Here is a 20,918-nt window from a genome sequence, read left to right as displayed (position 1 = left end):
CCTTCATGATGATGCTCCCCCACGTAGGAAGGTCGCTCCCATGAAGAGACTGGACAGACGGCAGCTGTTGCTCCGAGGGGCGGCGCTGGCCGTGGCGGTGCCCGCGCTCGGCGGCCTCGCCGGCGCCCCCACCGCCCGTGCCGCGGAGCCCCCGTCGGACCGGCTCCCGTCCCGCGCGGAGATCGTCGACGTGCTGCGGCGGGTGGCCGACCAGTGGATCGGGTCCCATGACGACCCCGGTGACAACGCCTGGGCCCGGGCCACCTTCTTCAGCGGTCTGATGGCCCTCTTCCGGCTCTCCGAGGACGACCGGTACCTCGACTACGCACGCTCCTGGGCCGAGCAGCACGACTACGCCGTCATCAGCGGCCCCACCACCCGGCACGCCGACAACTTCACCGCCATGCAGGCCTATCTCGACCTCTACGAGGTGGAGCCGGACGAGCAGAAGCTGGCGGCGGCCGAGGCGACGCTGCGTCACATGATCACCGACCAGCCGGACAAGAACGACGACTGGTGGTGGGACGACGCGCTGCACATGGGCATGCCGCCGTTCGCCCGCTTCGGGCGGCTCCGCACGGACACCGCCTACTGGAACAAGCTGTACGCGCTGTACGACCACACGAAGAACGCCGAGGGTGGCCCGGGTCTGTACGACCCGGACACGGACCTGTGGTATCGGGACGCCAAGTTCCTGCCCGGCGGCATCGTCTCGCCGAGCGGCAAGCCGGTGGTGTGGTCGCGCGGCAACGGGTGGGTCGCCGCTGGACACGTGAAGACCCTCAAGGCGCTACCGGCCGACGCCGCGCACGTGCCCGAGTACCGCGAGACGCTGACGCACCTGGTGACCGCCCTCGCCCCGCTCCAGCGCTCCGACGGCTTCTGGAACGTCAACCTGGCCGACCCCGCCCACTTCCCCGGCCCGGAGACCAGCGGCACCTCCTTCTTCACCTACGGCACGGCCTACGCGGTCGGGGCCGGGCTGGTGGACCGGGACACGTATCTGCCGGTGGCCGCACGGGCCTGGAACGGCCTGGTCGCCACCGCCGTCCACCCGAACGGCTTCCTCGGCTACGTGCAGGGGGTCGGCGACCGGCCCGACTCCAGCCAACCGGTCACCTATGACAGCACCGCCGACTTCGGCGTGGGCGGCTTCCTGCTGGCCGGCACCGAGCTGGCGTCGCTGACGTCCTGACGCCACGTCACCCGAGGCGGTCTCCGGGTTCGCCCGACGCCATGGGGCCCGGGCGCCGGCTGCCCCGGTGCCCGGGCCCCGGCATGCGGTCCCCCGCCCGGCCCACTATCTTTCGCCTTCGGTGCCCGCCCTGGGGAGGCACGGGTGGCGTTGGGGAGGCAGACGTGGACTGGGGAACGCTGGTCGCGACCGTGAGCGGCGGGTTCATCGCCATGTCCGGCACCGTGCTCGCCGACCAACTGCGCCATCGGCACGAGGAGGACCGCAGCGGCACGGCCCGGCGCCGGGCGGTCTACATCGAGTTCATCAGCGCCGCCGGGCTCTGCCACGCCCGGCTGCGGCAACTCGCGCAGGGTTCGGACGCGGTGCCCGACCTGGACGCCGCGACCCGGGCCGCGTTGACCGATGCTGCGATCTACGAGGTCAGGGAGCGGTTCTTCATCGACGCCACGACGGAGGTGGCCGGTGCCGGGCAGGCGATGTTCGAGCGGCTGCGTGCGCTGCGGCGCACCGTCGCCACGGGTGCGTCGGAGGGCTCGCCCGCCTTCCACGCCGCCTACCACCCGTACATCGGTGCCGTGTGGGACTTCCGGGTCGCCGTGCGCCGGGAGTTGGAGGGCCGGCACCTGGTGCCCGCGGTGTTCGGGTGGGGTGCCTGGGACGGCAGCGATCGCTGCCCCCTGTGCCGGGCCGAACCGGACGGGGCCGGCGCAGGGGATGGGTGACCGGCCGGCCCCGCCCGGTGGTGCGGGGCCGGTCTCGCGGAGGCATGAGCCGCCGCCCGAGGCGATGCTGCGCTACTTCTCCCAGCCCATGGTGAGGAAGTTCCAGTCGCCGAGCCCGGACGCCCCGAAGTTCGCAAGACCGGAGCGGACCGCGTAGATCTGCGGGCGCTGGTAGAGCTCGATGGAGTGCACCTCGGCCCAGATCCTGACGTCGGCCTGGTTGTACAGGTCCTGGGACTCGGCCGGGTCGGTGGACTCGGCCGCCCGGGTCAGCAGGTCGTCGATCTCGGGCGAGCCGATGGCGCCGAAGTTCAGGTAGGTCTGCTTGGCGCTGGGCTGGCGGAAGGTCGAGTACAGCTGCGAGGGGAAGACGTAGTCGACGTTGCGGAAGCTGGTCAGGTCGAATTCGCCGCGGTCGAGGTACTTGTCGCTGAAGTCAGCGTCCGGGACCTTCTGGATGGTGACCTTGAAACCGGCCTGGCCGAGCTGCTGCTGCACGATCTGCGCCTGGTCCAGGGCCGACGATGACGAGCCCGCGGTGAGCACGTAGTCGAGGGTCAGCTCCTTGCCTCCCTTGGTGCGCGGCTTGCCGGCGCCGTTGTCCTTCCAGCCGGCCGCGTCGAGCAGCTTCTTCGCGCCGGCCAGGTCGAACGTGCCCCACTTGCCGGCGTTCGCCTTGTAGCCCTGCTGGTTGGGCATGAAGAAGTGGTTGTCGAGGGTCTGCACCGGAAAGTCGAGGTCCTTGGCGAAGGCGGCGACGATGCCCTTGCGGTCGATGGCCAGGTCGAGGGCCTGGCGCACCTTCAGGTCCTTTAGCGGGCCCCGGGTGCCGAGCGTGAGGTGCACCTCGTCCCAGCGCGCCCCGCGCCGGATGTCGGTGCCGGGCGCCTTCGACAGCCGCTGGTAGTCCTCGGGCAGGATCGCCGGGGCGTAGTCGATCTCCTTGTTCAGATAGGCCTCGGTGTCCGCCGGCTGGGCGAGGGCGCGGTAGGTGATGGAGTCCAACTTGGGCCTGGTGCCCCACCAGTTCGGGTCGGGGACGGTGGAGACGGTCTGTGCGGTCTTGTCGAAGGACTTGATCTTCCAGGAGCTGCCGGTGATCGGGATCTTCTCGATCCAGCCCTTGTTGAACTTCTCGGGCGTGTCGATGCCGTCTGCGGGCAGCAGCGGGCGGAAGAGCCGCTGCCAATCGGCGTACGGCTTGCTGAAGGTGACCTTCACTTCCTGGTCGTCGGCGCCACGGGCCACCTTCGAGATCCGGTCGTAGCCGGTGGAGTCGGCGACCAGGTACCGGTCGTCCTTGCCGTTCAGGTCCTTCCACAGGGTGGCGAAGTCCCGGTAGCTCAGCTGCTTGCCGTCGGACCACTTGGCCTTGGGGTTCAGCTTGTACGTGACGACCTGGGGGCTGGTGGACGTCACCTTCGCCGAGATCAGGAAGTTCGGGTCCGGGTGCGGCACGCCCTTGGCGTCCCGCGGCATCAGCACCGGCTCGACCTGCTCCAGGATGGCCACGGCGTCTCCGTCGGTGCCGTCCACCTGGTAGAAGTTGTACTGGTGGACCCACTTCTGGACGGAGAGCTTGAGCCTGCCGCCCTGGCGGACCTTCGACGCCGGCTGTGCGTTGAGGCCCTGCGCGTCGACCGCGGGTGGTTTGCCCTTCTTGTGGTCCGCGCCGGAGTCGTCGGAGGAACTGCATCCGGCCATCACCAGGGCCGCCGAGACGGCGACCACGGCGACGCAGGTGGATCTCGAAGCTCTGGACATGGGGGTTCCTCCGCTACAGGTCGGTGCCGGCGCCCGGCAGGGGTGGGTCCGGTGCGGCCGAGGGGATGATAAGTCGCGGGCCACCCCGCCGTAACTCCCTCGGGCCATCTGACATGCTCTCTTCGCAGCACGGCAACACGGCGGCGCGGGAATACGGCGCGGACCGCGATCCTTGGAGGGTGGCGGTGGGCGTCCGCTGCGTGATCGGCTGCCGTGCCGGAACGACCGGCGACATGACCAACGGTCACTGCGAGGGAGGGGTGCGTGACGTGACGGCCTATCTGGCCAGAAGGTTCGCCTACTACGTGGTGTTGCTGGTGGTGGCCGTCTGTCTGTCCTACCTGCTGGCGTCCGTCGCGCTGGATCCGCGCGCGTACTTCGAGGGCCGGCATCCGCCGCCGCCCCCCGAGGCGGTCCGCGCGCAGCTGGCGGCGCTCGGCATCGACGACCACACGCCGTTGACGAGCCGGCTGTGGCACTGGTTCGCCGGTGCGGTGCACGGCGACCTCGGGCGCACCATCGACGACTCCCCCGTCGGTGCCGAACTGGTCCGCCGGCTCGGGGTGAGCATGCGGCTGCTCCTCACCGGAACGGTGCTGGGGACGGTCGTCGGGGTGCTCGCCGGGGCGTGGACCGCGGTGCGCCAGTACCGGTTGTCGGACCGTGCGGTGACCCTCGCCTCGTTCCTCCTGCTGTCCACGCCCACGTTCCTGCTGGCGGTGCTGCTGAAGATCGGGGCGATCAAGCTGAACGCGGTGCTGGGCACCGACCTGATCCAGTTCACCGGTGAGAAGGATCCGGATCTGCACGGCAGCATCTGGGCCGAACTGCGGGATCACGGGGTGCACCTGCTCCTGCCGACGCTCTCCATCGGCCTGGTCACCGTCGCCGCCTACAGCCGCTACCAGCGCAACACCATGCTGGACGTGCTGGGCGCCGACTATCTGCGCACGGCGCGCGCCAAGGGGCTCAGCCGGGGCCGCGCGCTGCTGAAGCACGGGCTGCGCACCGCGCTCATCCCCATGTCGACCTATTTCTCCTACGGGTTCCTCGCCCTGTTCACCGGAGCCACCTTCACCGAGATCGTGTTCGGCTGGCACGGCATGGGTGAGTGGCTGGTGGAGTCCATCGGCAAGAACGACATCAACTCGGTGGTCGCGGTGTCCGCGTTCGCCGCCGTGGTCGTGCTGTTCTCCGGGTTCCTGGCGGATGTGCTGCATGCCGCGCTCGATCCCCGCGTACGGGCCTAGGAGGAGTCGCCGACGTGACGACCGAGAGTGTGGTGGCGGCCGCGGCCGACGCCGTCGACGCCCCGCTGGGCGCCGGCGCCCTGCCGGGCCGGGGCCGTGCGGTGGTGCGCCGCTTCGTGGCGCGGCGCAGTGCGCTGGCGGGGCTCGCCGTGCTGGTGCTGCTGTTCGTGCTGGCCTTCGCCGGGCCGCATCTGACGCACTGGTCCTACTCCGACATCGACTACACGGCGCTGCGCACGGCACCCTCCGGCGACCACTGGTTCGGCACCAACCGGATCGGGCAGGACGTGTTCGCGCAGACCGTGCGCGGGCTCCAGAAGTCCCTGGTCATCGGTCTGCTGGTGGGTCTGGTGGCGACGCTGCTCGCGGCTGTGGTGGGCGCGAGCGCGGGCTACTTCGGCGGCTGGACGGACCGGGGGCTGATGTTCCTCGTCGATCTGCTGCTGGTCTTCCCCAGCTTCCTGATCATCGCGATCGTCGCGCCCCGGCTGAAGTCGACCGGCTGGCTGGCCTTCGCCGGTCTTCTGACCCTCTTCGCATGGATGATCACGGCCCGCGTGGTGCGGTCCATGACGCTGTCCCTGCGGGAGCGGGAGTTCGTACGGGCCGCACAGTACATGGGCGTGCATCCGGTGCGGATCATCGTGCGGCACATCCTGCCCAACATCGCCTCGTTCCTGATCATCGATGCAACGATCGCGATCGGCGGCGCGGTCATGAGCGAGACCGCCCTGTCGTACTTCGGGTTCGGCGTGCAGTCACCGGATGTGTCCCTGGGCACCCTCATCGCCGACAACACCCCCGCGGCGGTCACCTATCCGTGGATGTTCTTCTTCGCGGCCGGCTTGCTGGTGGTGCTGGTGCTCGCGGTCAACCTCGTCGGGGACGGCCTACGGGACGCCTTCGACCCGACCACACGGAAGGCACGGTCGTGACCGCGCAGAACACCGTCCTGGAGGTGCGCGGGCTGCGGGTCCGCTTCGGTGCCACGCCCGCGGTACGCGGCGTCGACTTCACGCTGCGCCGCGGCGAGGTGCTCGGCATCGTCGGCGAGTCGGGCTCCGGCAAGTCGATGACGGCGCTGGCCCTGCTGGGGCTGCTGCCGGACGGCGCGCGGGCCGAGGGCTCGGTGCGGCTGGACGGCACCGAGCTGCTCGGGGCGAGCGAGAGCCTGCTCAACACGGTGCGCGGCAACCGGATCGCGATGGTCTTCCAGGACCCGCTGTCCGCCTTCACACCGGTGTACCGGATCGGCGACCAGATCGCCGAGGCGGTCCGTGCCCACCAGGACGTGTCCAAAGAGAAGGCGGCCGAGCGCGCCGTGGAACTCCTCGACCTGGTGGGCATACCCGAGCCGCGGCTGCGCGCGGCGGCGTTCCCTCACGAGTTCTCCGGCGGTATGCGCCAGCGGGCGATGATCGCCATGGCGATGGCCAACGACCCGGACGTCATCCTCGCTGACGAGCCGACCACCGCCCTCGACGTCACCATCCAGGCCCAGGTCCTGGCCGCACTGCGCACCGCCCAGCAGGCCACCGGCGCGGCGATGGTGCTGGTCAGCCATGATCTGGGCGTCATCGCCGGCAGCGCGGACCGGGTCGCCGTCATGTACGCGGGCCGCATGGTCGAGACGGCACCGGTCGACGCGTTGTTCGCCCGGCCCCGGATGCCGTACACGCTGGGACTGCTGGGCGCGGTGCCGCGGCTCGACGGGGCGGCGCCCTCCGTGCCGTCCTCGGCGGACGCGTCGTCGGCCGGGGAGGACGGGGCCGGCGGCGCCGGGTCGCCCCGGCCGTCCGTGCTGGTGCCGATCCCGGGCGCGCCGCCGGCCGCCGATGCCTTGCCGGCCGGCTGCCCCTTCGCGCCCCGCTGCCCGCTCGCCGAGCCGGCGTGCCGCGACGCGGAGCCCGAACTGTTGCCCGTCGGCCGGTCCCCACGGAGCGCAGCACCGGCCCCGGACTCGCGGACCGCAGCGCCGGTCCCGGCGGGGAGCCCGGAGGCGAAACCCGCTTCGGCCGTCACGGCTGCGGACCCGGCATCCCCCGAGACGCATCGGGCGGCCTGCATACGGGCCGAGGAGATCCTGCGGCGCGGGCTCGGTCCCGCCGATGTCTTCCCCGTCCCGTCGATCCCGCCCCGGGCGGCCGGGCCCGACGCCCCTGACGACGCTTCGCCGGTGCTGCGGGTGCGGGCGCTGACGAAGACGTTCCCGCTGTTCAAGGGCACCGTCTTCAAGCGTAGAACGGGCAGCGTGTACGCGGTGGACGGCGTCGACCTGGACATCGGCCGCGGTGAGACGCTGGGCCTGGTGGGCGAGTCCGGGTCCGGGAAGTCGACGACGCTGTTCGAGATCCTGGGGCTCAGACCGCCCCAGAGCGGCAGCGTCGAGGTGCTCGGGCGCTCCACGGCCCAGCTGACCAAGCAGCAGATGCGCCAGCTCAGGTCGCAGATGCAGATCGTCTTCCAGGATCCGATGGCCAGCCTGGACCCCCGGATGCCGGTCGCCGACCTCGTCGCCGAGCCACTGCGTGCCCTGGGCGCCGACCGCGCCGCGGTGCGTCGGCGGATCCCGGAGCTGCTGGGTCTGGTCGGGCTCGAAGCGGCCCATGCGCACCGCTTCCCGCACGAGTTCTCCGGGGGGCAGCGGCAGCGGATCGGGATCGCGCGAGCGCTGGCGGTGGATCCGCGACTGCTCGTGCTGGACGAACCGGTGTCCGCGCTGGACGTGTCGATCCAGGCCGGCGTGCTGAACCTGCTCCAGCAGCTCAAGGCGGAGCTGGGTCTGGCGTATCTGTTCGTGTCGCACGACCTGTCCGTGGTGCGGCACATCGCCGACCGGGTGAGCGTGATGTACATGGGGCGCACGGTCGAGGCGGGCACCGTGGAGGACGTCTTCGCACGCCCCCGGCATCCGTACACCCAGGCCCTGCTCTCCGCGGTGCCGTTGCCGGACCCGCCCCGGGAACGGGCCCGTGAGCGGATCCTGCTGGCCGGGGATCCCCCCAGTCCGACGCAGCGCGACCCGGGCTGCCGGTTCCGTGGCCGCTGCCCCGTCTTCGCCGCGCTGGGAGCGAGTGACCGCACCCGCTGTGAACGCGAGCGTCCGGCGCTGCTCGGGGACGGTGCGACCGACCAGGTGGCGGCCTGCCACTTCCCGCAGGTTCGGGCGGTGCTCTGAAGGGCCCACCGCAGGCCCGTGCGGCCAGGCGTGGGACAGGGAGGTCCCCGGCAGCCGCGGGGTGGGGTCGCACGGCTGCCGGGGACCGGTGTGGGGCGGGAAGGACGCTTATGAGCCCGACGGGACGCCGTCGTAGGTCCACTTCGGGTCCGGCCAGGTGCCGGTGCAGACGGGGGCGGCCTCGTTCCAGCCGGAGTTGCCGTCACCGACCGTCATCTTGAAGCCCTCGCCTATGCAGTTGTGGATGGGGGTGTCCGCCTGGCCGATGCCGGTGGCCACCACATGGTCGAACGTTGCCGTGCCGGGTGCCTGGATCTGTAGGGCGTAGGTGCCGGTGCCGTCGATGTCGACGTGGCTGAAGTGCAGGCCGTTGGTGGACCCCTCGATCAGCTGGATCGCCTCGTAGGAGGAGTCGAGGACATCGGTGTCGGTGACGTCGATGGTGGCGTTGATGGGTTCGTTGAGCCCGTCGAACCAGAGTGCGCCGACTCCGAAGTTCCAGTTGTAGTCGCTGTTCCCGGTGCGGATCAGGGTGTTGCGGGCCGCGGTGGTGGTGCCGGAGACCGCGGTGCCCTGGCCCGAGTTGACGCCCGGGTAGCGGTTGGCGACGTGCAGCCCGCCGCCGTTGGTGAGGGTGTCGGCCATGACGTTGTCGGAGAGGCTGATGTCCTGGCCGCCGTACGTGACGATGTTGTTGGCGAGGATGGGCAGCACCACCGTGTCATGGGTGAAGCCGTCCTTGACGTTGGGGGTGGCCTCCGCCCACATCGCGAGGCCGTCGTCGCCGGTGTTGCGGACGAAGGTGTTGGTGACGGTGGAGTTCGTCACGCCCTTGTGGAAGTTGACACCGTCGGCGGTGGTGTCGGTGATGCGGCTGTTCTTGATGGTCAGGTTGTCCATCGGGCCGTCCATCCAGGCACCGCACTTGGTGTGCTGCATCCACACGTCGTCCACGACCGAGTCGGACAGGGCGCCGCCGATGGCGTTGACCTGGTCGTCGTCGATCCGCTCGCGGATGTCGCCGATGATGGCGAAGTCCTTGAGGGTGACGTCGCTGCTGCCGCCGTCGGCGGCCCACTTGCCGTAGACGCCGACGGCCTTGGTGCGGTCGCCGGCGTCCCGGCCGGTCAGCACCGAGTACCAGGGGCCGGCACCGGCCAGGGTCACCTGGTCGACCACGATGTGCTGGGTGACCTGGAAGGTGCCCTGCGGGATGTACACCTCCTTGCCCTGCGTCCGGCCGTCGTCGACGGCCTTTTGGATGGCCGCGGTCGAGTCCGCCGCGCCGGTGGGGTCGGCGCCGTAGTCGGCGACGACGTCGAGGGCGCCGGACGGCTTCGCGATCGGGTCCGCGACGTTCTCGAAGTCGGCGAGGTCGATGGTGAAGGTGGGCGAGCCGGCGGTCGACGTCACCTGGAGGCGTACCTTGCTGCCCGCCGGCAGGGTCGCGCCGAGGAAGGTGCGGGCCTCGTCGTAGAAGTGGTGCGGGTTGGTGTCGCCCGGGTTGTTGTTGAACGGATAGCCGCCGTAGTACCAGCTGTACTTCGAGGTCACCGGCACGTCCTTGAGGTGCGTCCCGTTGACGCTGAGGTCCAGCGCGGCGTCACGTCCCGTGCCGTCGGAGCTGTCCGGCAGCGAGTACCGGAACGACATGGCGTTGGCCGGCTTCGTGAGGGTGAACTCGACGTACTCTCCCGCCCCGTCCAGCGTGACGGCCTGCCGCCCGGAGGCTTCCGACGGCAGCGTGGTGTAGTGCCGGTCGGGGCCGATGAGCGTGCCGTTGGTGTCGGCGTACTCGGCCTCCTGCTCCGCGAACGGCACGGTGGCGCCGCGGCCCGGCACCGCGAACGGGGACAGCGCCGGCACGGCCGCCGCATGCGCGTCGGACGCTGCGGTGGCGACGGCCGCACCGGCGAGGGTGCCCGCGGCGAGTACCAGCGACAGGGCTGCGCCGAGGCCGCGGGCCGTCCTGCGGCGTCTGGTGGGGGTGTGTGCACGGATGACGTTCATGCGTCCATACGTCCTTGCGTAGTGGGGTGGCGCGGACGTGCAGAGAGTATGAGCGTCCTCCGCAGAGAGTCTACGAAGTAGCGCAACTTTCTAATTATTCGCTGCAAAATTGCGATTCTCTGCAAGCACTTGCGTTTCTTGCAGAGTTCGGTGGCTCACCAGTCGTGGACGGTGCCGTCCTTGAGCCGGTTCACGGGCAGGTATGCCGGTTCGTAGGGGAACGTGGCGGCCACGTCGTCGTCGTAGGTCACGCCGATGCCCGGTGTGTCGGACGGGTGCAGCAGGCCGTCGGTGAAGGTGTAGGAGGTGCGGAAGACCTCCAGGGTCTGCGCGGCGTGCTGCATGTACTCCTGGATGCCGAAGTTGTGCACGGCCATGTCCAGGTGGAGGGCGGCGGCCATGCCGACGGGCGAGATGTCCGTGGGCCCGTGCAGCCCGGACCTGATGCCGTAGACGGCGGCGAAGTCGAGGAGCTTGCGCATCGGCGTCACCCCGCCGGTGTGCGTGACGGCGGAGCGCACGTAGTCGATCAGCCGCTCGCCGAGCAGCGTGGTGTAGTCGTACACCGAGTTGAACACCTCGCCGATGGCGAGCGGTGTGGTGGTGTGCTGCCGGATGAGCCGCAGGGCTGCCTGGTCCTCGCCCGGTGTGGCGTCCTCCAGCCAGAACAGGTCGTACGGCTCCAGCGCCTTGCCGAGCTTCGCGGCCTGGATGGGGGTCATGCGGTGGTGGCCGTCGTGCAGCAGCGGCAGTTCGGGACCGAACTCCGCCCGGACGGCCTCGAAGACGTTCGGCAGGTGACGCAGGTAGGCGCGGGTGTCCCAGACCTCCTCCACGGGCCGGTTCACCGCCGTGGTGCTCCGGCGGGCCGGCTCGTAGTCGTAGCGTTCGCCCCCGGCGGCCGAGGAGGCGGCCACCCCGTAGACGGAGTCGAGTCCGGGGATGCCGGTCTGGATGCGGATGGCACGGTAGCCCTTGGCCAGATGGGCGCGTACCGAGTCCAGCAGTTCGGGCACGTCGCGACCGGACGCGTGCCCGTAGGCGAGGGCTCCGGTGCGTGACGCGCCGCCGAGCAGCTGGTACAGCGGCATGCCGGCCGCCTTGGCCTTGATGTCCCACAGGGCGGTGTCGACGGCGGCGATGGCCGCCATGGTCACCGGGCCGCGCCGCCAGTAGGCGCCGCGGTACAGGTACTGCCAGGTGTCCTCGATGCGGGCGGCGTCCCGGTCGATCAACAGGGGCACGACGTGATCGCGCAGATAGCTCGCGACGGCAAGCTCGCGACCGTTGAGCGTGGCGTCCCCGAGGCCGGTGATGCCGTCGTCCGTGGTGATGCGCAGGGTGACGAAGTTGCGTCCCGGGCTGGTGACGAGGGTCTCGGCCGAGCGGATCTTCATACGGGTGGCTCCTGTGCGGTGGTGCGGTGCCGGGCGCCCCGGCGGGGATGACACCCGATGGGGTGACCAGGCCACCGTAAAGGGCAGGTCGAAGCGGTGCGGCGGCGGGCCGTCGCGGTGGGCGACGGCCCACCGAAGGCTCATCGCCCCTGGTCGGTGGCGTCGGCGTGGGCCGCCGCTGCGCCGGCGGGGGTGACGGGTGCGGCGAGCGCCGCCAGCTCGGCGTCCAGGGCGTGCAGGACCGCCGCCGAGATGCCGGCCGTGCTGACGGCGAGCTGCCAGGGCGACTGGTCCGCGACCTGCGCGGCGAAGTTCTGGTTGGCCAGCAGCGGGAGGTGCCGCAGCAACGCGGCCTGGGCCCCCTCGTGCCCGAGCAGCTCGCCCACCGGCACGGTCACCCCCAGCGCGTGCCCGCCGAACTCCTCGGCGTCCGGCAGGTCCTCCTGTGCGGCCAGGACCTGGGCGTACTGGACCCTGGCCAGCAGATGCTCCTCGGTGACCGCTCCGGTGGCGGGCAGGCCGAGCCGGACGAACTGGCTCTCCGGCGCGTCGCAGGCCCGCATCCGGTCGGTCAACAGGCCGGCCATGCGCAGCTCCACGGCGCCGTCGAGCAGCGGACGCTGCTGACCCGGGTCGTCCGCCAGGTCGAACAGCAGGGTGCCGTAGGCGTAGGCGTTGCCCCAGGTGCGTCCCGGGATGCGGAGCACGGGGGCGTTCCTGGTGAACGGCAGCGGCCCGATCAGTTCGGCGTCGACGAGCTCGTCCGGGGTGAAGCGGCTCTCCATGTGGGTGGGCATCAGGGTGTGCTCGAACAGCGGCTCGTTCGAGGCGCGCGCCGGGGCGCGCATGTAGACGTAACGGCCGTCGGTGACGTTGACGTGCGCGCCGAACCCGCCGAACAGGGCCGCCTCGCGCACCGGCGTGTCGTCGGCCACCACGCCGCCGAGCGGCACGCCCTGCATCAGGTCGGTCGGCGGAACACCGAAGAAGTCCAGCAGGGTGGGACCGAGGTCGATGGTCTGCACCAGACTCGTCCTGCGCTCGCCCCGCGTCCCGCAGCGCGGGTCCCAGATGAACAGCGGGGTGTGGATGGTCTCGTCGTACCAGGGCTGCACGTTCTTGCCCCACCAACCGTGCTCGCCGAGCAGCAACCCGTGGTCCGTGCAGACCATCAGCAGGGTGTCGGACCACAGCCCGTGCTCGTCCATGGCGTCGAGCACCCGGCCGAGCGAGGCGTCGCACATGGTCAGCAGGGCGGCGTACTCGCCGCGCACCCGCTCCACGTCGTCCTTGTCCTCGGTGACCCGGCGGTAGTCGGGCCAGTCGGCCCGCTCCCCCGGCACCTGGTCGGCGGGGATGCCGTGCAGGTAGTGGGAGCGGTGCTCGTCGTAGCTGAAGAACGGCTCGTGCGGGTCGAAGCACTCGATCTGGAGGAACCAGCGGTCCTCGGCGGCGTTGGTGGCGATGAACTCGAGGCCGGCGTCGAAGGTGCGGGTCTGCGAGTGGAGGTCCTCGGTGGCCATGTACTGGCGGTTGATCCAGTCCTGACGGCGTGCGGCGTCGGACTTCCAGCTCAGGCTGGGGGGCAGGACGGGGTCGGCCACGTGGCCCTTCCACCTGTCGCCTTCCTGGCCGCGGAAGAACTCGTAGGTGTCGTAGCGGTTGTGGTAGGTGGCACCACCGTCCTCCCAGTAGTGCTGGTGGTCGGTGGCGAGGTGGGTGTACACGCCGGCGCGCGAGAGCATCTCCGGCACGGAGTCGTCGAACGGCTCCAGCGGGCCCCAGGAGCGGTGCAGGAAGTTGTGCCGGCCGGTGTGGATCTCCCGGCGTGCCGGCATGCAGGGCATGCTGCCGGCGTAGGCGGTGTCGAACACGGCGGCCTCGCGGGACAGCCGCTCGAAGTTCGGCGCGTGGATCCCCTCGGCTCCGTAGGGCGGCAGGAAGCGGCGGTTGAGCGTGTCGAACATGACCATGATCGCGCGCACGGCGGCGGGCTCCTTAGGGACGGCGGCAGGCTCACAGGAACGCTACGTGCCGGGAGCCGCCCGCATAAGGTGCGCCTCGGAGCCCCGGGGCGAGGCGGGCGCCCCCGGTCCGCTCCGGAGTACGGCCGTCACCGTCTGCTGCTCCGCGCCGTGTCGCCCGCGCGGCGCGACCGCCCTGGCGCCGATCCCGATTATAGTTGAATGAACAACAATCTTGGAAGGCGGTAGGGCCCGTGAGCAATCTCGAAACCCGGCCGGAAGAGGTGCGCTGCGCGGATACGGCACCCGGCGGCCAGGACACGGCCGGGCCCGTGCAGGTGCTCTCGGCGCGCGAGGTCCCGCTGGGCGGGCCGCGGGCGATGCGGGTGCGGCGCACGCTGCCGCAGCGGGCCCGGTCCCTCGTGGGCGCCTGGTGCTTCGCGGACCACTACGGCCCGGACGACGTCGCAGCGACCGGCGGCATGGACGTCGCACCGCACCCGCACATCGGTCTCCAGACGGTGAGCTGGCTGTTCAGCGGCGAGATCGAGCACCGCGACAGTCTCGGCAGCCACGCGTTCGTGCGGCCCGGCGAGCTGAACCTGATGACGGGCGGGTACGGCATCTGCCACTCGGAGGTCTCCACGCCGGACACCACGGTCCTGCACGGTGTGCAGCTCTGGGTGGCGCTGCCGGCGGAGCACCGCGACACGGAGCCCGCCTTCCAGCACTACGCGCCCGAGCCCGTCCGCCTAGACGGCGCCGAAGTCCGGGTCTTCCTCGGCGCCCTGGCCGGCAGCACCTCACCGGTGCCGACCTTCACTCCGCTGCTGGGCGCCGAGATCCTCCTGGCTCCCGGTGCGCGGGTCACGTTCCCCGTGACCACCGGTTTCGAGCACGGACTCCTCGTCGACGAAGGCGACGTCCGCCTGTCCGGGGCGCCGGTGGCCCCCGGCGAGCTGGGCTACGTCCCACCGGGTGCCGCCGGGCTGACGATGGCGAACGGCTCGGGCACCGCCGCCCGGACGGTGCTGCTCGGCGGGCCGCCGTTCGATGAGGAGATCATCATGTGGTGGAACTTCGTCGGCCGTACGCACGACGACATCAGGCAGGCCCGCGAGGACTGGGAACGCGGTGACCGCTTCGGCGCGGTGCACGGCTACGACGGCGACCGCCTGCCTGCGCCCACGCTCCCCGGCACCCCGCTGAAACCGCGCAGGAACCGCCCCTGAGCTGCCACTCCCCGTACCCGCGCCGGGCTCGCTCGTCACCCGGCGAGCCAGGTCACGTCCCGTCGCCGCGGCCGCATCGGCCGACCAGCAGCACGAGCTTCCCGCGCACATGGCCGTCCTCGCTGAGGCGGTGCGCCTGCGCGATCTCGGCGAGCGGGAAGGTCCGCGCGACCGGGAGCGAGAACCGCCCGGCCTCGATCAGTTCACCGATCTCGGCGAGCGCATGGACCGCGCGGCCGGTGTCGCCGCGTGAGAACGTCACCCCGTGCTCCTGCGCGCCGGCGAAGTCGGTGATCGTCACGACCTGCTCCGGACCGCCCGCGAGCTCGATGAGCTCGGGCAGCACGCCGCTCCCGGCGACGTCGAGCGCCGCGTCGACGCCGTCGGGCGCGAGCGTGCGAACCCGTGCGACGAGGCCTGGGCCGTAGGCGACGGGCTCGGCGCCCAGCGAGCGCAGGTACGCGTGGTTGGCCGGACTGGCGGTGCCGATCACGCGTGCGCCGCGTGCCACGGCGAGCTGGACGGCGGCGCTGCCGACCCCACCGGTGGCGCCGTTGACGAGCAGCGTGTTCCCGGCGCCGGACGCGGTCCCGACTCCGAGCGCGTCCAGGGAGCGGGTGGCCGTTTCGAGGGCGACCGGCAAGGCAGCGGCCTCGGCGAAGCCGAGCGACGGCGGGATCGGCGCGTAGTGGGAGAGCAGCGCCAGCTCGGCCGCGCCCGCACCGTCGTCGGAGAAGCCGAACACACGATCACCGAGCCTGACGTCCGTGATGCCCGCGCCGACCGCGTTGACGACGCCCGCCACGTCGCGGCCCGTCAGCTGCGGGAGCTCCCCGCCCATCAGACCCCTGCGCAGCTTCCAGTCGGTCGGATTGACACCGACCGCGCGCACCGAGACGCGGATCTGGCCGGGCCCCGCGTGCGGGTCCGGAAGATCCACGATCTCGAGGACCTCGGGGCCACCGAAGTGGCTGAAGCGGGCTGCCTTCATCATGCGCTCTGATCTCGACCCGGGTTGCGCGCTCGCCGCGCGTTCAGCGCTGTTCGCCTGCGCACACCGTACGTCACGGGCGGTTTCGCGCGATGGACGCCTTCGCCGGGAGCGCTCGTATCTCGGCTGCCGGAGCCGGGCCCGGCGTCGGGGAGAGCAACTCGGCCGAGGCGGGGCCGGCGGCCAGAGAGGTCAACGAACCGCTGGGCAGCTCCGTGTGGGGAGCGCCGTACGCGGGCGTGCCCGGTGCGAACAGCCTGTTCTGCGCGAGTGGTCCCGCGTCGTCGGTGTCGTGTCCGAGGGTGTCGAGCAGCTCGGTCGCGTGCCGCTTCGCCTCGGCGTCGTCTCCGGCGATGGGGAGCGCGCTGCGGTCCTCGGCGCCGGTCGGCCTGTTCAGTAGGGCGAGGTGGGTGTGGTGGATGTTGTTGAACGCCCTCACGACGTGCGCCGATTCGCCGAGGTGGTGCTGGAGCAGCTCGCTGGTCGTGGTCGAGCCGTTGTCCAGGGCCTCGACCCTGCCGTCGCGCTGCGCAGCGTAGTTGCCGGCGTCGATGACCGTCTTGCCCGCCAGAGGCTCGCGCGGCAACGAGTGGTAGGCCTTGAAGGGCACGGCCAGTCGCGCGAGCGTGCTGCCGATCAGTCCACTGCCGATGAGCCCCGAAGTGGCCACGCCGGGCCAACCGGCCCGCATCCGTGGGTATTCCGGCCACGCGTGCGGCCCGGCGCCGTGGCCGGCCAAGACGTCGCGGAGCCAGGGCCCTTCGTCTGGATCATGCTGGGCTCGCGGGCCGCCCGTGGCCTTGCCCGCCGGTCGTGGCGGCCGCGGTCCGCAGCGCCTCCACGGCCGCGCGGATGGACGGCCGGCGATCGGCGTCCGCGCGCCAGACCACGTAGACATGGCGGTACACCCGGTGCCGCACGGGGATGGTGCGCACCCCGGCGGGCACCGGGCCGCGGCCCAGGCGGGGGGCCACGCAGACCCCGAACCCGGCGGCGACCAGCGCCAGCTGGGTGTGATGCTCCTGCGCGCGATGCGCGATACGCGGCTCGAAGCCCTTGGCCCGCAGCGTGAACAGCAGCCACTCATGGCAGAACTCGCCGGCCGGCCAGGTGATCCACTCGTCGTCGGCGAGCTCTTCCAGGTCCACCTCGGCGCGGTCGGCGAGCGGGTGGTCCGCGGGCATGGCGATATCGGCAGGGTCGTCGAGGACGGCGGCCTTGACCAGGCCCTCGGGGAGCGGGAGGGGGCGGTTGTCCCAGTCCAGGACGACGGCGAGATCCTGGTCGCCCCGGACCACCGCGCTGACGGCCTGCTCCGGCTCCAGCTCCTCGGTGCGTACCCGCAGCCCCGCGTGCCGGGCGCGCAGCGCGACGAGCGAGGGTGGCAGCAGACCGCGGGCGGCGGTGGGAAAGGCCGCAAGGCGCAGCTCGCCCACGGCTTGCCCGCGCCGTGCCTCCAGGTCCGCCTGGGCGAGCTCCACCTGGGAGAGGATGCGCGCGGCGTGCTCGCCGAGCAGCCGGCCGGCGTCGGTCAGGCGCACCCCGCGGCCGTTCTTCGCCACCAGCTGCTGGCCCACCTCGCGCTCCAGCTTGGTGATCTGCTGGGAGACCGCGGAGGTCGTCACGTGCAGGCCGGCAGCGGCAGCACTGACCGACCCATGGCGGGCGATCGCGTCGAGAGTACGGAGACGCTCCAGATTCAACATGTAAGCAATGCTACGCAATGATGCTCAGAAAAACTCTCTTGTGCTAATCGATGAGCCACCTCATCCTGGGGACCATGAGCACCACGCCCCACAGCCTCGGATCCACCGTCGGCGACACCGCCCCCTGCGCGCCCACGCCACCCACCACGACCACCACCCATGCCGGCGCGCGCCCCACCACCCGCCCTTCGCCCGCCACGAAGGGGATCACCCGCTCCGGCGCCACCGGCACCGGGGCCTCGACCGCCGGTGACGAGACACTCCCCGCGCCTGGCCGGCGGGCGTTCGGCTGGCGGCTGCGCTTCGGTGTACTGGCGTCGATCTGGGGGTTCAGCTTCCTGCTCATCAAGGTCGGCACCCAGGCCTACGCGCCGTTCCAGGTGACGCTGGGCCGCCTGTTCTTCGGCTCGGCCGTGCTCGTCGCCGCCCTGGTGGTCAAGCGTCAGCGGCTCCCGCGCGAGCCGCGCACCTGGGCCCATCTCGCGGTCGCCGCCCTGCTGCTCAATGCCGCACCCTTCTCGATGTTCGCCTTCGCAGAGCTGACGATTCCGTCCACCCTCGCAGGGATATGCAACGCGACGTCACCGCTGTGGGGCATGCTGCTCTCGCTCGTCGCGCTCTCGGAGGACCGCCCCTCGCGCCGTCGTGTCGCGGGGCTCGGCATCGGCTTCCTCGGCGTGCTCACGGTGCTCGGCGTCTGGCAGGGCTTCAGCGGCCTGGACGTACGGGGCACGCTGCTGGCGCTCCTGGCCTCGCTCAGCTACCCCGTCGGCTGGATCTACGTCCGGCGGACGCTGGCCGGTTCCCCGCACTCCCACCTCACGCTGACGGGCGGACAACTGCTGCTCGCCACGGTGGAGCTGGCCGTCGTCACCCCCCTGTTCACCTCCCTGCCGGCGCACTTCCCCCTCCTGCCCCTGCTCGCGGTGGTCGCCCTGGGAGCTCTCGGTACGGGTCTCGCCATGCTGATCCAGTACGGGCTCGTGCACGAAGTCGGCCCGACGACCGCGCAGATGGTCACCTACTTCGTGCCCGTCATCGCCACCGCGGCGGGTGTCGCACTGCTCGGTGAATCCCTGAGCTGGTCCACCCCGGCCGGCGCGGCCGTCGTGATCATCGGCGCCGCGCTCACGCAGTCCCGGGCCCGCCGCGCCAAGGGCGCACGCGACAACGGCACGGGCCGACCCGCCACCGGCTCCCGGCCGTAGCGCCGATCGCCCTGGGCGAGGGGTGCGGAGGCCGGGGACGGCAGGAAATACCGCGACCTCGATCAGGGTTGGATCGGGCGAACCCACCCACGCGGCTGGAGGCCACGTTGACCCGTTCGTTCCTCTTTCTGCTCGCCAGCGCCCGCGCGGACGGCAACACCGAGCAGCTGGCCCGGACCGCGGCAGAGCGGCTGCCGGGCACCGTCGAGCAGCGTTGGCTGGACCTGACCCGGCTCCGTCTTCCCGACTACGTCGACGCGCGACATGCCGACGCGCCCTGGCCGGAGCAGCAGGACGAGGAGCTGCTGCGCCAGGCGACGCTGGCGGCCAGCGACATCGTGATCGTCTCGCCGCTGTACTGGTACTCGCTGTCGTCCTACGCCAAGCGCTACCTCGACTACTGGTCGAAGTGGTTGGCCTCCCCCGACCCGAGCTTCAAGGCACAGATGGCGGGGCGCACGCTGTGGGGCGTGACGGCGATGGCGCATCGTGAAGAGGTGGTGGCTCGGCCGCTGGTGCTCACCCTGCACCACACCGCGGCCTATATGGGCATGCGCTTCGGAGGCGTGCTCCTCGGCAACGGCTCCCGGCCCGGGCAGGTGACCAGGGACGAGCAGGCGATGGTCCGGGCCCAGACGTTCTTCAGCGGCGAAGCCCCACTCGCCCGCTTCCCGTATGAGCACGCTCAGCTCGGGACGGCACCCGAGGGACTGATGGTCGGCTCCTGACACCGCGGTACCGGGGAGGGGTATCGTGGTGCGCGTGGGGCTGTGGAGGTCACGGCCACCCGGTACGCGGCAGACGGAAGGGACGTCAGTGGACGGCGGACGTGTGAACCGGCAGGGCACCGCCCGGTTGGTTGCACTGTGCGCGATCCTCCTCGGCCTGTTCCTCATGCACGGCTCCCCGGCCACGGCGATCGGAGGATGCCACGGGGGAACGGGCCCCGCCGCCGTACCCATGCAGGCCGGCCACGCCTCCTCGACCATGGCCCGGACCGACCTGCACGGCACGGCCGGGCACGGCGCCCCCGCCGCCCAGGCAGCGTACGAGACGGGGACGCACGGTGCGACGTGTGTCTCCACCCCCGTCCGTGTGCACAACCATCCGCTGCCGACCCCCGCACTGCTCACCGCAGGTGCCGTCGCGGCACTGGCCACGTGGTCACCGACGGCCTTGCGAGCCACCGGCGGGACAAGACGGCGTGGGCCTCCGGAACGCGGGCGGGATCTCCTCTTTCAGGTGTGCGTCGCGCGGACGTGACGGGCATCGCCGGCCCCGGTTCCTGACCGGGTCCGGCTCCGAGCCCTGTCCTTCTCGCGCGCCACCGGTGTGGCGCGCCACCCGGAAAGCAACTCGAACACATGTCCGCATTTTCGCGTTTCACCCGCCCCGGTCGCTCCATCACGGCCGCCGGCGCTGTAGCCGCCCTTGCACTGGCGCTGGCGGCCTGCGGCACCTCCCACGACTCCTCGTCCATGCCCGGCATGGACCACGGCACGAAGACCACGGCGCCCGCCTCGCCGAAGGCCACCTCGTCGACGGACGGCATGCCCGGCATGGGCACCATGGCCACCGGCAACGGCCTGTCCGCCGGCAAGGACGGCTACCGCCTCGCCTCCCAGGACGCGCACCTCCCCGCCGGCGAGCCGGTCGCCTACCGGTTCACGGTGAACGGACCGGACGGCTCACCGGTCACCGGCTTCTCCCTCGACCAGACCAAGCGGATGCACTTCTACGCCGTCCGCTCGGATCTGACCGGCTTCCAGCATGTCCATCCGGTCATGGCCGACAGCGGAACCTGGAGTGCCGACCTCGCTTCCCTCACCCCGGGCAGCTGGCGCATGTTCGCCTCCTTCACCCCCGCCGACGGGCCCGGAAAGGGGAAGGACTTCGTGCTCAGCCGTACCGTCACCGTCCCGGGCAACGCCACGAAGACCCCGCTGCCCGCGCCCGCCGCGTCTGCCGAGGTCGACGGGTACACCGTCACCGTCAAGGGCGAACTGATGGCGGGGATGGCACATCCGCTCACCGTCAGCGTCTCCAGGGGCGGCGCGCCCGTCACGAACCTCGAGCCCTACCTGGACAGCTACGCCCACCTCACCGCCTTCCATGAGGGCGACTCGGCGTTCGCCCACCTCCACCCGACCACCGGGGTCGACGCCGGCCATGGCGGGCCTCGACTGCCCTTCCACGCCGAGTTGCCCACCGCGGGCAACTGGCGGCTGTTCCTCCAGTTCCAGACCGGTGGCAAGCTCCACACCACAGCCCTGACGCTGCACGTCGGCTGAGAAGGCG

General features: G+C 71.3%; 16 protein-coding genes. 9 read left to right on the top strand and 7 right to left on the bottom strand.

Annotated features, from left to right (window positions below):
* The first annotated feature begins 40 nt into the window (after positions 1–40).
* Positions 41–1,195 carry a glycoside hydrolase family 88 protein gene (locus tag NQO67_RS04150; protein WP_255946389.1) on the top strand — a complete coding sequence of 385 codons (1,155 nt, stop codon included), beginning with the start codon at positions 41–43 and terminating at the stop codon, positions 1,193–1,195.
* Between the two features lie 164 nt (positions 1,196–1,359).
* Complete coding sequence (locus NQO67_RS04145) at positions 1,360–1,920, top strand: CchlQ (protein ID WP_255946387.1); 561 nt, start codon at positions 1,360–1,362, stop codon at positions 1,918–1,920.
* A gap of 72 nt (positions 1,921–1,992) precedes the next feature.
* Here NQO67_RS04145 and NQO67_RS04140 read toward each other — a convergent pair whose 3' ends face one another.
* Positions 1,993–3,684 carry an ABC transporter family substrate-binding protein gene (locus NQO67_RS04140; RefSeq protein ID WP_255946385.1) on the bottom strand — a complete coding sequence of 564 codons (1,692 nt, stop codon included), beginning with the start codon at positions 3,682–3,684 and terminating at the stop codon, positions 1,993–1,995.
* A gap of 269 nt (positions 3,685–3,953) precedes the next feature.
* Here NQO67_RS04140 and NQO67_RS04135 point away from each other — a divergent pair, with 269 nt between their 5' ends.
* The 3 genes from NQO67_RS04135 to NQO67_RS04125 all read left to right on the top strand — a co-directional run bounded on the left by NQO67_RS04135 (position 3,954) and on the right by NQO67_RS04125 (position 8,112).
* Positions 3,954–4,934, top strand: coding sequence for an ABC transporter permease (locus tag NQO67_RS04135; RefSeq protein WP_255946774.1), 981 nt, complete (start codon positions 3,954–3,956; stop codon positions 4,932–4,934).
* 101 nt (positions 4,935–5,035) lie between these two features.
* Positions 5,036–5,869 carry an ABC transporter permease gene (locus NQO67_RS04130; RefSeq protein WP_255946772.1) on the top strand — a complete coding sequence of 278 codons (834 nt, stop codon included), beginning with the start codon at positions 5,036–5,038 and terminating at the stop codon, positions 5,867–5,869.
* Entirely contained in the window at positions 5,866–8,112 is a 2,247-nt protein-coding gene (locus tag NQO67_RS04125; RefSeq protein WP_255946384.1) for a dipeptide ABC transporter ATP-binding protein, read from the top strand. The genes NQO67_RS04130 and NQO67_RS04125 overlap by 4 nt, the downstream gene beginning before the upstream one ends.
* A 108-nt stretch (positions 8,113–8,220) precedes the next feature.
* On the opposite strand, the gene NQO67_RS04120 is transcribed toward NQO67_RS04125, so the two are convergent.
* From NQO67_RS04120 to NQO67_RS04110, 3 genes are all read right to left on the bottom strand, one after another.
* Complete coding sequence (locus NQO67_RS04120; protein ID WP_374118893.1) at positions 8,221–10,122, bottom strand: glycosyl hydrolase family 28-related protein; 1,902 nt, start codon at positions 10,120–10,122, stop codon at positions 8,221–8,223.
* Positions 10,123–10,277: 155 nt separating this feature from the next.
* The gene (gene manD, locus NQO67_RS04115; protein ID WP_255946383.1) at positions 10,278–11,519 is read right to left on the bottom strand and encodes a D-mannonate dehydratase ManD; all 1,242 of its coding nucleotides are present in this window, start codon (positions 11,517–11,519) and stop codon (positions 10,278–10,280) included.
* A 140-nt stretch (positions 11,520–11,659) separates the two neighbouring features.
* Positions 11,660–13,504: a sulfatase gene (locus NQO67_RS04110; RefSeq protein WP_255946382.1), complete on the bottom strand. Its 1,845-nt coding sequence runs from the start codon at positions 13,502–13,504 to the stop codon at positions 11,660–11,662.
* Positions 13,505–13,737: 233 nt separating this feature from the next.
* Here NQO67_RS04110 and NQO67_RS04105 point away from each other — a divergent pair, with 233 nt between their 5' ends.
* A complete protein-coding gene (locus tag NQO67_RS04105) occupies positions 13,738–14,715 on the top strand; it encodes a pirin family protein (RefSeq protein ID WP_255946381.1) in 978 nt (325 codons plus the stop codon).
* A 52-nt stretch (positions 14,716–14,767) separates the two neighbouring features.
* Here the strand turns inward: NQO67_RS04105 and NQO67_RS04100 are convergent, their stop codons facing one another.
* The 3 genes from NQO67_RS04100 to NQO67_RS04090 form a co-directional block, all read right to left on the bottom strand.
* Entirely contained in the window at positions 14,768–15,706 is a 939-nt protein-coding gene (locus tag NQO67_RS04100) for an NADP-dependent oxidoreductase (protein ID WP_255946770.1), read from the bottom strand.
* A gap of 73 nt (positions 15,707–15,779) precedes the next feature.
* Positions 15,780–16,376, bottom strand: coding sequence for an NADPH-dependent F420 reductase (locus NQO67_RS04095; protein ID WP_255946380.1), 597 nt, complete (start codon positions 16,374–16,376; stop codon positions 15,780–15,782).
* 100 nt (positions 16,377–16,476) lie between these two features.
* Positions 16,477–17,412, bottom strand: a complete 936-nt coding sequence (locus NQO67_RS04090) for a LysR family transcriptional regulator (RefSeq protein ID WP_255946379.1) — start codon at positions 17,410–17,412, stop codon at positions 16,477–16,479.
* A gap of 74 nt (positions 17,413–17,486) precedes the next feature.
* Here NQO67_RS04090 and NQO67_RS04085 point away from each other — a divergent pair, with 74 nt between their 5' ends.
* The 3 genes from NQO67_RS04085 (at position 17,487) to NQO67_RS04075 (ending at position 20,911) form a co-directional block, all read left to right on the top strand.
* Positions 17,487–18,620 carry a DMT family transporter gene (locus NQO67_RS04085; RefSeq protein WP_255946378.1) on the top strand — a complete coding sequence of 378 codons (1,134 nt, stop codon included), beginning with the start codon at positions 17,487–17,489 and terminating at the stop codon, positions 18,618–18,620.
* A 107-nt stretch (positions 18,621–18,727) separates the two neighbouring features.
* The gene (locus NQO67_RS04080) at positions 18,728–19,348 is read left to right on the top strand and encodes a flavodoxin family protein (RefSeq protein WP_255946377.1); all 621 of its coding nucleotides are present in this window, start codon (positions 18,728–18,730) and stop codon (positions 19,346–19,348) included.
* A 636-nt stretch (positions 19,349–19,984) separates the two neighbouring features.
* Positions 19,985–20,911, top strand: a complete 927-nt coding sequence (locus NQO67_RS04075) for a DUF8832 domain-containing protein (protein ID WP_255946375.1) — start codon at positions 19,985–19,987, stop codon at positions 20,909–20,911.
* The last annotated feature ends 7 nt before the right edge of the window (positions 20,912–20,918 follow it).

This window comes from Streptomyces odontomachi (assembly GCF_024435355.1).
In the GTDB taxonomy this organism is placed as follows: Bacteria; Actinomycetota; Actinomycetes; order Streptomycetales; family Streptomycetaceae; genus Streptomyces; species Streptomyces odontomachi.
This window is presented reverse-complemented; position numbering and strand designations above follow the sequence as displayed.

Excerpts from the sequence above, each read along its gene's own strand:
- NQO67_RS04090 (WP_255946379.1), bottom strand. The coding sequence starts at position 17,412 with ATGTTGAATCTGGAGCGTCTCCGTACTCTCGACGCGATCGCCCGCCAT.
- NQO67_RS04085 (WP_255946378.1), top strand. The coding sequence starts at position 17,487 with ATGAGCACCACGCCCCACAGCCTCGGATCCACCGTCGGCGACACCGCC.
- NQO67_RS04075 (WP_255946375.1), top strand. The coding sequence starts at position 19,985 with ATGTCCGCATTTTCGCGTTTCACCCGCCCCGGTCGCTCCATCACGGCC.
- NQO67_RS04120 (WP_374118893.1), bottom strand. The coding sequence starts at position 10,122 with ATGAACGTCATCCGTGCACACACCCCCACCAGACGCCGCAGGACGGCC.
- NQO67_RS04150 (WP_255946389.1), top strand. The coding sequence starts at position 41 with ATGAAGAGACTGGACAGACGGCAGCTGTTGCTCCGAGGGGCGGCGCTG.
- manD (WP_255946383.1), bottom strand. The coding sequence starts at position 11,519 with ATGAAGATCCGCTCGGCCGAGACCCTCGTCACCAGCCCGGGACGCAAC.
- NQO67_RS04140 (WP_255946385.1), bottom strand. The coding sequence starts at position 3,684 with ATGTCCAGAGCTTCGAGATCCACCTGCGTCGCCGTGGTCGCCGTCTCG.
- NQO67_RS04100 (WP_255946770.1), bottom strand. The coding sequence starts at position 15,706 with ATGAAGGCAGCCCGCTTCAGCCACTTCGGTGGCCCCGAGGTCCTCGAG.